Source organism: Streptomyces sp. NPDC013187 (genome assembly GCF_042899705.1).
GTDB classification, from domain to species: domain Bacteria; phylum Actinomycetota; class Actinomycetes; order Streptomycetales; family Streptomycetaceae; genus Streptomyces; species Streptomyces hawaiiensis_A.
The window spans coordinates 138382-149932 of sequence record NZ_JBIBAF010000011.1 but is presented as its reverse complement, the minus strand read 5'-3'; the positions used below and the strand labels follow the sequence as shown (position 1 = coordinate 149932).

The window sequence follows — 11551 nt, the reverse complement described above, 5'->3', positions numbered from 1 at the left end:
AGGAGTACACATGGCCCACGTCGCCACCTGCCCCTTCGACTTCAGCGAGCAACTGGCCTTCGACCCGTCACTCGCACAGCTCATGGCCGGCGGCCCGGTCAGCCGTATCCGGCTGCCCTACGGCGAAGCCGACGCGTGGCTGGTCACCAGCTTCGACGGCGTACGTCAGGTGACGACCGACCCGAGGTTCAGCCGGGCCGGCATCGTCGGCCGTGACTACCCCCGGATGACTCCCGAACCGATCGTCTCCCCGGAGTCGCTCAACGTCATGGACCCGCCGCGCAGCACCCGACTCCGTCATGCCGCCGCCCGGGCCTTCACACAGAGCGGCGTGAAGCGCATGACGCCGGCCATCGAACAGGTGGCCCACCGCCTCGTGGACGAGATGATCGAACACGGCCCCCCGGCCGACCTGGCCCTCGGTCTGTCCGCACAGCTGCCCAACCACACCATCTGCGCCTTGCTGGACGTACCCGCCGCGGACCGGCCCCTCATGCTGCGCTACACCCAGCAGATGCTCACGACCGCCCCCGAAGCCAGGCAGGCGGCGGCCGAGGCCAAGCGGTTCCTGCGCACTTACTTCACCGCGCTCGTCGCCGAACGCCGGGTGGAAGGGGGTGATGACCTCATCAACACCATGGCGGCCTGTGAGCAGGGCGAGGAGCCCCTGAGCGACGACGAATTGGCCGTCCTGGCACTGACGCTCATCCTCAGCGGCAACGACACGGCGACCTGTCAGATCAGCAACATCGCGTTCACCCTGCTCACCCACCCCGAGCTACTGGACGTGCTGAGGCGCGGTCCCGAGCAGCTGCCCCGGCTGCTGGACGAACTCCTGCGGCACATCCCCTTCCGCAAGGGCGTCGGCATCCCGCGCATCGCCCTGGAGGACGTGAAAGTGGAGGGCGTGCTGATCCGCGCGGGTGACTTCGTCCACGTCTCCTACCTCGCGGCCAACAGAGACCCCGCGGTGTTCCCGGACCCTGACGCCCTCGACGTCGACCGTTCGTCCCATCCCCACATGACGTTCGGCTGGGGCAACCATCACTGCATCGCCAGCACGCTCGCGATCGCGGAACTCAGCACCGCCATCGGGGTCCTGTTCACCCGCCTGCCCGGCCTGCGCCTGGCGGTACCGGCCGAGGCCGTGCGCTGGGACACCCGGACCATCCGACGTTTCCCGTTGGAGCTGCCCGTGACGTGGTGAGACCACGACCGGGCGGATCCGGTTCCGCTCCCGTCTCCGCTCGGTGCAGGCGGGCTCGGTGCGCCTTCCTCACGACACCAGCAGCATGCGCGTCCACGCGAAGGCCAGGAAGGTGCAGGCGAGGGTGAACAGGCCCTGCACAACAGCCGTGACGGGCATCCTCAGGCGGGCGTGCACGACGGCGCCGACTGCCGCCACCACCGGAACGCCCCAGATGACGAGCCACGCCAGGACCGGTGTGTCGGAGGAGCGTGCGGTCGAAGGGGAGGACGGAGCGTGCGCCGTGCCCAAGCCGACCGCGACGAGCAGCACCACGGCGACGACGAGGATGACCGCGTCCGCGACCAGGAGCAGCAGGGCGACGGCGACGTCGATCAGCCGGGAGGGACGCTCGCGCCCTGGAGTCGCGAGAGCGTCGTGGTCATCCGTGAGCGGTGGGGCCATGACCTGACTGCACCACGGAATGACGCATTCGACACCTTCCATGACCGGGGAGGACCCGACTGTGACCATCGGCCGACGGCGGGGCCAGGGTGATCGCCGCGCACCCCGCGAACGACCCGGCCCCTGGGCCGCGGTCAGACGCTGACTCCGTCGTGCCTGCTTGCTCCTGTCGGCCCTGCTCGTGGGCGTCCTCGGGCTCCCGTCCGCCGGTGCGCCCGCCCAGGCCGCTCCGGTCACCGTGACCAACGTGACCCAGTTCCCCGACACCACCGGAGCCGTGGTCCACGCCCACGGCGGCGGCGTGATCAAGGTCGGCTCGTACTACTACTAGGTTCGGTGAGAACCGCAATCCCGACAACACCTTCAAGGCCGTCTCGGTCTACCGGTCGACGGACCTGAAGACCTGGGAGCCGCGCGGCAACGCCCTCACCCAGAGCAGCGCCCCCGAGCTGCAGCTCTCCTACATCGAGCGGCCGAAGATGATGCAACAGCGCCACCGGCAAGTTCGTCATGTGGATGCACAAGAGAACGGCAAGGACTACAGGGCCCGTGGACGGCGATGACGGACGTCGGCGACGCGACGGCCCACGGCTCCCAGACCGCCTACGTCCCGCCGATCCAGGGCACCTCGGGCACCTCGTACCTGTACATGGGCGACCGCTGGGGCGACTCCATCGGCCGCACGGCCAACGACTCCCGGTACGCTGGCTGCCGCTGACCTTCCCCACCAGCAGGACGATGAACCTGCCGTGGTACCCGCAGGTCGCCATCGACACGGCGGCCGGCACGATCACGGGGGTCGGCGGCGGCCCCTACTACAACTTCGTAGCCCGGCACAGCGGCAGGTGCGTCGACCTCAAGGACAACTCCGCAGCCGACGGCTATGACGTCGTGCAGTACGACTGCAATGGCGGGCTCAACCGGCAGTGGCGGCTCAAGGGCGCCGGGGGCGGCTACGTCCAGGTCATCGCCGAGCACAGCGGCAAGTGCCTGGACGTCGCGAACGGCTCCACCGCCAACGGCGCCCGCCTCATCCAATGGGTTTGCAGCGCCACCGCCGCCAACCAGCAGTTCCCGCGGCGCACCGCCTGAGGGCCAGCGAGGACGCAGAGCACGTGATTGATGGGATGAGTGCGGGCTGCGAGTGCGTATTTCCCGGTAGGAATCCGACCACCCGCGAAATCCATCCCATCAATTACGTGCACGCCCGTTGACATGAGTGGCTCGCATGGTCGACCTTCGTCCCTGGCACAAGGGCGCTCGGAGCCTCGTCTCCGAGCGCACCCCCCTTCCCCTTCGTCGCAGGGACGCCCATGTCGAGTCGGACCAACAGACGTCAGTTCCTCACGGCAGCCACGGTGGTGGCCGCCGCTGCCGGAGGCCCGTTCGGCGCTGGAGGCGCCCAGGCGGTGCCCCGCACCCGCACCTACACGCCCGACTGGGATTCGGTCGACCGGCATCCGCCGGCCCCGGAGTGGTTCAGAGACGCCAAGTTCGGAATCTACTTCCACTGGGGTGTCTTCGGCGTGCCCGCCTACGAGAGCGAGTGGTACCCGCGCCATATGTACATCGAGGGCAGCGCGGCCAACAAGCACCACGTCGCCACCTATGGCCCGCCCTCGGCCTGGCCCTACCGCAACTTCATCGACGGGGGGAAGGATCTCGCGGGCAACACCGTGCAGTTCGCGCCGAAGCTGAAGTCCGCGGGTGGCGACTTCGACCCCGGGGAGTGGGTGCAGCTGTTCGTCGACGCCGGCGCCCGGTTCGCCGGCCCCGTCGCCGAGCACCACGACGGTTTCTCGATGTGGGACAGCAAGGTCAGCGAGTGGAACTCGGTCGCCAAGGGCCCGAGGCTCGACCTGCTGCGACTCTTCACCGAGGCCATCCGTGCCAGGGGCCTCAAACTCCTGGTGGCCATGCACCACGCGTACCACTTCAACGGCTTCTTCGACCATGTGCCCGCACAGACGGACCCCAGCCTCAAGGAGCTGTACGGGCAGCTGAGTCCGGCCGAGGAGAACCAACTCTGGTACGACAAGCTCAAGGAGGTCATCGACCGCGCCCGCCCCGACATCCTCTGGCAGGATTTCAAGCTCGACGCCGTCGACGAGAAACAACGGCTGAACTTCCTGGCGTACTACTACAACCAGGCCGAGGCCTGGGGCAAGGAAGTCGTCGCCACCTACAAGGACGGCATGAGCGACCGCGGTCAGGTCTTCGACTACGAGCGCGGCGGTCCGGGAGACCTCACCGCCCCGTACTGGCTCACCGACGACAGCATCTCCAGCTCCAGCTGGTGCTACACGGAGGGCATCGGCTACTACAGCGTCCAGCAGATGCTGCACTCGTTCCTCGACCGGGTGAGCAAGAACGGCAACATGCTGCTCAACATCGCGCCGAAGGCCGACGGCACCATCCCGCAGGCGCAGAAGGACATCCTGCTGGGCATCGGCGACTACCTGAAGCGCTTCGGGGAGTCGGTGTACTCGACCCGCGCCTGGACCGCCCACGGCGAGGGCCCGACGAAGATGGGCGGCGGTTCCTTCACGAACCCGACCGCCGGCACGGCACAGGACATCCGGTTCACCCGGAACAAGGCCAACACCGCGTTGTACGCCACCGTCCTGGGCTGGCCCGGAAGTTCGCTGACGATCGGCACGCTCGACTCCGACCGGATCGACCTCGCCTCGCTGCGGTCGGTGAAACTGCTCGACGACAAGGCCGGTCACTACATCACCCTGCCCAAGCCCGTACAGGGCGCGACCGGCTTGCAGGTGAGCCTCCCGGCGGCAGCGCCGTTCCAGGCCCACGCGTACGTCCTGAAGCTGGAGTTCTCCGGTCAGATCCCCGGTCTGCGCCCCCTGCGCGGTGCCGTGGTCTTCCCGGACTCCGGCTACCGCGGGCCGGCCGCGGTCCTCGCTGTCGGCGACTACGACGGTGGCCAACTCGAGCTCGCCGGTCTCGGTCCCCGCAGCCTGTCCTCACTGCGGCCGGCTCCCGGCCATCAGGTGACCGGCTCCTCCGGAGACGACTTCACCGGCACGTCGTGGACCTTCACCACCGACATCCCCGACCTGCGGGGCACCGGCGGCAACGACAAGGTCGCCTCGCTGAGAGTGCAGTTCGCGCCGTCCTCGTACTTCCGGATCACCAATGTCACGGACGGCCTGGCCCTGGACTCCGGCGGGGACGTCGCTTCCGGCTCCAACCTCAAGCAGTGGAGCTGGGACAACAGCCCCAACCTGCACTGGCAGGCGGTCGACGTCGGCGACGGCTACTACAAGTTGGTCAACCGCGCCAACGGCATGGTGGCCGACGGCTGGGGTGCCGCCGCCGACGGTTCCCCCGCCCGGCAGGCCACCTGGAACGGTGGCGGCAACCAGCAGTGGCGGATCACCCACCGGGGCGACGGGCGCTACTCGATCGCCAACCGCACCACCGGTCTGGTCCTCGACGGCGGGGGCAACGTGCCCTCCGGCTCCGTCACCAAGCAGTGGACCTACGACGGCAGCACCAACCTGATGTGGACCTTCACGGCTCTGTGAGGCCCACCGGGGGTCAGTACGCCAGGGTGATGCGACGCCGGATCGCTTCGCCCTTCTCCACCTCGTCGACCAGAGCCACCGCGTAGTCCTCGGCGCTGATGAAGCTGCTGCCGTCCTCGGCGGTCAGCAGTTCGTCACCGCCGAGGCGGAAGGTTCCGGTGCGCTCGCCGGGAGCGATCTCGTCGGCGGGGGAGAGGCAGGTCCACTCCAGGTCGTCCACCTCGGCGCGCAGCAGACGCAGGACCTCCCGGTGAGCGAGTGCCTCACCCATGTACGGCGCGGGGAAGTCGGGGGTGTCGACCCGGTCGAGCCCCGAGGCGGTCGTGAGGCTGCCGACGCCGCCGACGACGACAAGACGGCGCACGCCGGCGGTACGCAGTCCTGCGCATATGGAGCGGTAGAGGGCAAGGAGCGGAGCGGCCGGGTCGGAGCCGTCGCGGGGCGGGGATACGGCGGAGACGACCACGTCGTGTCCGTCGGCGGCCTCGGCGACCTTGGCGGGCACGGAGGCGTCGAGGGCCAGCGAGGTCAGGGAGTCGTGCTCGGGCAGGGCCGCCGCCGCGCCGGAGCGGGTCGCTGCGGTCACCTCGTGGCCGCGGCCCAGCGCTTCCGAGGCGACCCGGGAGCCGATGGAGGACCGGGCTATGGCGGAGCGCTTCCGCCGGCAACTGACCCTGTACGTCGGCGAGGTGACGGGCACGCCGTCCCCGGGATGGCTCGGACTGCACCCCGGACGCCGATAGCGGAAACAGCGCGACCGGGCCGCCCACGTGTCCCGGACGCCCCGGCCCCGTTCGGGGTGGTGCGGCGTGTCCGACAGTCCTGCCCGCTGTACGGCGCCTGCGTCCGAACCAGACCGCGGCCGTGCCCGCCACCACGACCGCGAGACCGCCACGGGCGACCAGAGATGTGCTGCTCGACGCGCCCGTCTCGGCGAGCCCCGTTCGTGGTGGGGTGGTTGGCGCTCGTGTCGTTCATGGGGACGGGGGAGGGCGACGTGCCGACCCCGGGGTGCCACCTTCCGCCTCAGCGGCCGAGGTGGGCCTTCAAGAGGTTGGGATCCTCGTTCGTGAGGTACGCGGCGCTGGGAACGTAGACGGTGCCGCGACGGACGGCGACCGAGGTCGGGGTCTGCAGGCCGTCGGCCGCGGTGAGCACGGCGGTGTGGCTGCCGTCGGGATGGATGAGGTCGACTTCGTCGTCGTTGCGAGCGGCGAGGAGAGTGTCGCCGCGGCCGGTGAAGGCGAAGTCGTCGATGGAGGGCAGGCCGGTGGCCCGGACCTGGATCCTCCCGGCGCTGCCCTGCGCGGTGACGGGGATGCGCAGGACGGTGCCCTTGTCGGCGTTGGTGGTCCAGACGGCCCCGTCGTGCAATCTGACTCCGTTGCCGCCGGCGAACGAGCTGGGCTTCAGGGCGTCGCCCCCGGCCCATACCGCGGCGGTGCCTCCGTGTACGGAGGCGCGGTAGACGACGCCGTGGACGGAGTCGGTGACGTACAGCCGACCCGTCCGGTCGTCCAGGGCGAGACCGTTGGGCAGCCCGTCGGCGGGGAGGGCGGCGATGCGATGCGGGCGGGCGCCGGGGCCGACGGACCAGATGCCGGTGAGATCGGCGGTGCCCGTGGCGTAGGTGACGTAGAAGGTGCCGTCGTGTGCGCGGGCGATGCCGCCGATGAACGCCTTCCCGAGGTTGGGCGTGTCGGCTTCGGCGGGGGCCGGGAGAGTGGCGAGGACGTGCGTCCGGCCCGAGGGGTCGACCCGGGCGATCTGCCGTGCGAAGGACAAGGTCAGGTAGGCGGATCCGTCGGCGCCCAGGGTGATGTTCTCGGGCTGCTGGGCGGCGGCCAGGTCGAAGTGGGCGGTGATACGGGGTTTTGAGACGGGAGCGGTGGCGGCGGAGGCGGTCGTGGTCGCCGCGGAGGCCAGCAGGGCGGCTGCCGCCAGCGCTGTGAGGGTGGAGCGGGGGTCCATGGGGTGGTTCTCCAGGAGGGGGAGGAGCGGGGATCAGGGCGCGATGAGCTTGACGGTGCTCGCCCAGCCGGTGATGAAGACGTCCATCTGGGCGCGGGGCGCGATGCCGCGGGCCATGATGGCGGCGCCGACGATGGTGATCTGCATGATGACTGCCTCCCTTCGCGATCAGCGGGTGTGCGATCAGCGGGATGTGCGATCAGTGGTGTGCGATCAGTGGTGTGCGATCAGTGGGTGGCGCCGAACAGGGACCGGTTGGCGATGTCGATGATGAACGGGCCGACGTGGGCGGGGTAGCGGTCCACGATCGCCTTCTTGTACGCGTCGCCGTCGTCGCCGAGCAGCTCGCGTGCGTCGGCGAGGTAGCGGCGGACCTCCGCGTACACGTCCGGCCCCGTGGGCAGGCCGTGGCCCGCCAGAATCGTGTCGTAGCCGGACTCGGCGGCCAGCGCGTCGACCGCCTGCTGCCAGCCATTGATGTCGTTGTTGCCCAGGTAGAGGTGGACGTCGTTGTACACGAGGTCCTGCGCGACCAGGACGCCCTGCTCGGGCAGCTTGACGAGCAGTTCGTCGGCGGCCTCACCGCCGGAGACGGCCTCGAAGACGAACGGGACGCCGTCGATGACCTCGGTGCCGGGGGTGAGGTCGACGGTCGGGGTGAAGTCGCCGACGGGGATGACCAGTCCGGTCGGCAGCAGGCTGTCGCCGCGCGCGATGATCTGCTCGCGCACCACGGCCAGGGCGTGGACGGGGACGCCGAAGCGGGCGGCACCGTTGTAGTGGTCGGGGTGGGCGTGGGTGACGATGAGCCGGTCCAGCGGCTTGCCCAGCCCCTTGGCGTAGGCGATCGCCTCGTCCGCGTAGGCGGGAAGCAGCTGGGCGTCGATCGCGATGATCCGAGCCGGGGTTTCGATCAGCTGGGTGGTGGTGTGGAAGGTGTCCGCCGGGGACATGTAACTGTGGATGCGGACCGCGCCCTTGTCGAGGACCGTGACCGTGCCGTTCATGGGCTGCTCCCTGAAGGTCAGGGCGGCCTTGCGTCGCCCTTGATGTCCTCCACTCTCGCCGCGAAAGCGCAGGCAGGCGAGATACGCTGGAGACCTGGCATGGTGAATCGAGGACATTCGGAGAGTGCGATGCCCGCCTCGGATCCTGACGCGGACGACCCTTCCCGGGGCGGCGCCATCCCCCGGTTCGACTTCAACCCGCCCGAGCAGCGGATCCCCGGTTTCGAGATCATCGACCTGTCCACCCTGCACGAGCGGCGTCGGCGTCGGCGCAGTCGGCTGGACGCGGTGCACCGGGTCGACTTCCACACCCTCACCCTCATCACCGAGGGCAGCGGCGAGCACGCCGTCGACTTCGTGACCTACCCCCTCCGCCCCGGCACACTGCTGTGGGTCCGCCCCGGGCAGGTGCAGAGTTTCGTGCGGCCGGGCACCGCGAACGGCACGCATCTGCTGTTCACCTCGGCGTTCCCGTCGCGCGCCGGCAGTGCCGACCGGCTGGTCAGCGACTGGTACGGGACCACATGCCGGCAACTGGGCGCCATCCCCGAGTACGCTGTGCTGTCCACCCTGCTGGGCCAGTTGCGGGCCGAGTACGACCGGCCGGCGCAGACCGTGTCCCCGGAGATCCTGCAACTCCTGCTGACCACCGTGCTGTTGCAGATCGACCGGCTGCCCCACCCCGAGGGCGGCGGCGACCCGCGCGCGGGCGGAGAGGTCTACGCCCGCTTCCGCGCCGAGCTGGAGCGCTCCTACCCCACCACCCGGCGCGCCGCCGACTACGCCCACCGCCTCGGATACACCGTCAAGACCCTCACCCGCGCCTGCGCGGCCGCCACGGGACAGCCCGTCAAACACGTCATCGACGGTCGTGTCGCCCTGGAGGCCCGGCGCCTGCTCGCACACACCGACGAGCCGGTGGCGACGATCGCACGCCGCCTCGGCTTTCCCGAACCCACCAACTTCGGCAAGTTCTTCACCCGTCACACGGGCATGCCGCCGGGCACGTTCCGGCAGGTGCATCACAGCCGGCAGGTGATGCCCGGCGAGGGTGCGGCATGATCGGGAGGACGGGTGCGAGGAGGAAAGGGGTGGTGGAGCCGTGAACGAGCAGGCGGAGATCTCGACGCCGGGGGAAGCGGCGAACGACGCCCTGGTGCTGGCCTTCGGCCGGTTGCAGGGGGCTGCGAACCGGCTGGAATACATCCTGGGCCGGGCGCTGGAGGCGGAGTGCGGCATCAGCCACCTGATGTTCGAGGTGCTGCTCATTCTGGGGCGGGCGGGGGAGCCCGGGCTGTCCATGGGTGCCATCGCCCAGGAGCAGGTGCTGACCACGGGAGGTGCCACCCGCCTGGTGGACCGCATGGTGTCGGCCGGTCTGGTCGAGCGGGTCGAGGACCCCGGTGACCGGCGTGCGCGCCTGGTGCGCCTGACCGCGCAGGGGGAGGAGACCACGGTCGTCGCGGCCCGGGCGCACGTGGAGAACATCAAGCGCTACTTCCTGGCGCCCCTGCCGGTCGAGGACCGGGAGCGGTTCGCCGAGAACCTCCGCGTTCTCAGCCACAGCGCGCGGGACATGCTGCCCCGCCTCCCCTGACCGCGCGGCGGCTGGGCAGGCGGATGAATCCGCCCCACCGGAAGGCGGCGACAGCCGGTGTGAGGCCGTCGCCGCCGTCGGCGTGCCGGCGCCGGTGGCAGCCGACGTGGGAGCGCGTCAGCGCTTCGTGTAGATGAAGCCCAGCTTGTCGACCTCGGCACCGGCGCGCCCGTGGAACCCGGCGATCTGCCATCCCGACGGCGCGGTGCGCGTCACGCAGTCGGACGTGGTCGTTCCGCCGGACAGGCTCCTGCCGAGGTTCGTGGTGAACTCGGCGGAGAAGATCCGTGTGCGGCCGTCCTTCTCACCTCGGCACAGCCGGGCGGAGCTCAGGAACTCCCCGCTGCCCAGGTTCAGGGTCGACACCGTGCCGCCGGTTCCGCCGTGGCTGACGACCTTGCCGTTGCCGAGCGTCAGGCCGACACCGTCGACGCGGGTGCCGCTGCGCAGCGAGAGGCTGACCGGGCGTACGCCCGCCGGGACGGCGTCGATGTCGTTGTAGTGGTCGCCGTGCGGCCCGCCGAACTGGTCGCTGAGCTGGAAGTCCGCGGCGCGCGACCAGGAGAAGCCCACCTTGATCGGGTCGTGGTCGGACAGCATGAGCCCGTTGTCGGTGAGGAACTTGGAGTGCTCGTTGTTGTAGGAGGTGGCGTCGAGCGAGACGAGTTTGCTGTCGCGGTACAGGACCTTGTCCACGACCTCGCAGGTGTTGGGCACGGTGGGGCCGGTCTGGTCGCAGACCAGGGCGTCGCTGCCCTTGGCGGGCGGGGTGCCGCTGCGGATGAGTTCGACCCAGGGATCCGTCAGGCCGTTCGCGGCGGCGAACTCGGCGATGGTGTCGCCGGAGCGCGTGTAGCGGGTGTTGGTGTCGCCCATGACGACGACGGCGTTCCCGGCCGAATGGCTCTTGATGAAGGCCGTCAGCTGGTTGAGGTTGTCCGCCCGCGAGGCCAGGTCGCCGGGGTTCGTCCCGGCGTTGGTGTGCAGGTTGTAGAAGTCCACGTACACGCCCTCGGCGAGACGCTGGCGGATGAAGGTGAACCCCTTGGGCGTGAGGCAGTCACCCGAGTCGAACTGGCAGGACTTCCAGCGCACCCGCTCGAAGTCGTCGGTGTCGTAGGGGAGCTTCGCCAGGGTGTTGAGGCCGCTGCCGATCCCCGCACCGCCGCTGGTGGGGGTCCGGTACGCGTGCGCGGTGTCGCCGGCGTAGAGGAAGGCGTGGTAGTTGAAGTCCTCTTGGACGTTGACGATGTCGTACGGCGCGATCCGCCGGCCGATCTCCGTGGTGGCGGGCTCGCGCGGGGTGGGAGCGCTGGAGATGCTCTCCGGCAGGCCTGCGACGTTGTAGGCGAGGACGCTGAAGGAACCGGACGCGGGGTCCGCGGCAGCGGCGGGCGACGTGTTCGTGATGAACCCGCCGATGGCCACGGACGCCACCGCGATGGAGGCTGGAAGTCGGCGCATGAAAACCGGGGCTCCTGACAACGGGGAGTGGGGAGGCGGAACTTACCGTGGGTAACAATCCCTGCGGCCGACTACTCGGTTAAGCGAGACCGAATCTTGACCGACGGGTCCGGACCAGGCGGGTGCGGAGGTCGGTCAGGAGAACCCTGCTCCCTGGGTGACGCGCTCGCGGTCGATACGCCAGGGCGGTCGCATGCTTGGCGATCGTTTGACCTCCGGTGCAGGCCTGTGTTCACCGGTCGGGGCAAGGATCGGCACGACCGAGCCGCTCGCTCGGTACCGGCTCGTGTGGCGAGCGACACCTCGCCCCAAATAT

At 69.8% G+C, this 11551-nt stretch carries 9 protein-coding genes and 1 pseudogene; 5 read left to right on the top strand and 5 right to left on the bottom strand.

From position 1 onward, the window contains the following. Nucleotides 1-10: 10 nt before the first annotated feature. Nucleotides 11-1207, top strand: coding sequence for a cytochrome P450 (locus ACFY5B_RS24310; RefSeq protein WP_389972455.1), 1197 nt, complete (start codon nt 11-13; stop codon nt 1205-1207). 69 nt (nt 1208-1276) lie between these two features. On the opposite strand, the gene ACFY5B_RS24305 is transcribed toward ACFY5B_RS24310, so the two are convergent. Continuing rightward, nucleotides 1277-1651 (bottom strand): hypothetical protein, encoded by a 375-nt coding sequence (locus ACFY5B_RS24305; RefSeq protein WP_389972453.1) that lies wholly within the window; start codon nt 1649-1651, stop codon nt 1277-1279. A 160-nt stretch (nt 1652-1811) separates the two neighbouring features. On the opposite strand from ACFY5B_RS24305, the pseudogene ACFY5B_RS24300 reads away from it, so the two are divergent. Continuing rightward, a pseudogene (locus ACFY5B_RS24300) lies at nt 1812-2743 on the top strand (RICIN domain-containing protein). A gap of 221 nt (nt 2744-2964) precedes the next feature. Beyond that, entirely contained in the window at nt 2965-5196 is a 2232-nt protein-coding gene (locus ACFY5B_RS24295) for an alpha-L-fucosidase (RefSeq protein WP_389972451.1), read from the top strand. 13 nt (nt 5197-5209) lie between these two features. Here the strand turns inward: ACFY5B_RS24295 and ACFY5B_RS24290 are convergent, their stop codons facing one another. From ACFY5B_RS24290 to ACFY5B_RS24280, 3 genes are all read right to left on the bottom strand, one after another. Beyond that, nucleotides 5210-5896: an NAD(P)-dependent oxidoreductase gene (locus tag ACFY5B_RS24290; protein WP_389972449.1), complete on the bottom strand. Its 687-nt coding sequence runs from the start codon at nt 5894-5896 to the stop codon at nt 5210-5212. 326 nt (nt 5897-6222) lie between these two features. Then, nucleotides 6223-7167: a hypothetical protein gene (locus ACFY5B_RS24285; protein ID WP_389972447.1), complete on the bottom strand. Its 945-nt coding sequence runs from the start codon at nt 7165-7167 to the stop codon at nt 6223-6225. Nucleotides 7168-7394: 227 nt separating this feature from the next. Next, nucleotides 7395-8174, bottom strand: a complete 780-nt coding sequence (locus ACFY5B_RS24280) for an MBL fold metallo-hydrolase (protein WP_389972445.1) — start codon at nt 8172-8174, stop codon at nt 7395-7397. Between the two features lie 129 nt (nt 8175-8303). On the opposite strand from ACFY5B_RS24280, the gene ACFY5B_RS24275 reads away from it, so the two are divergent. Both ACFY5B_RS24275 and ACFY5B_RS24270 read left to right on the top strand, forming a co-directional pair. Further along, a complete protein-coding gene (locus ACFY5B_RS24275) occupies nt 8304-9236 on the top strand; it encodes an AraC family transcriptional regulator (protein WP_389972443.1) in 933 nt (310 codons plus the stop codon). 40 nt (nt 9237-9276) lie between these two features. Beyond that, a complete protein-coding gene (locus tag ACFY5B_RS24270) occupies nt 9277-9771 on the top strand; it encodes a MarR family winged helix-turn-helix transcriptional regulator (protein WP_389972441.1) in 495 nt (164 codons plus the stop codon). A 117-nt stretch (nt 9772-9888) separates the two neighbouring features. Here ACFY5B_RS24270 and ACFY5B_RS24265 read toward each other — a convergent pair whose 3' ends face one another. Then, complete coding sequence (locus ACFY5B_RS24265) at nt 9889-11235, bottom strand: jacalin-like lectin (RefSeq protein WP_389972439.1); 1347 nt, start codon at nt 11233-11235, stop codon at nt 9889-9891. Nucleotides 11236-11551: the final 316 nt, after the last annotated feature.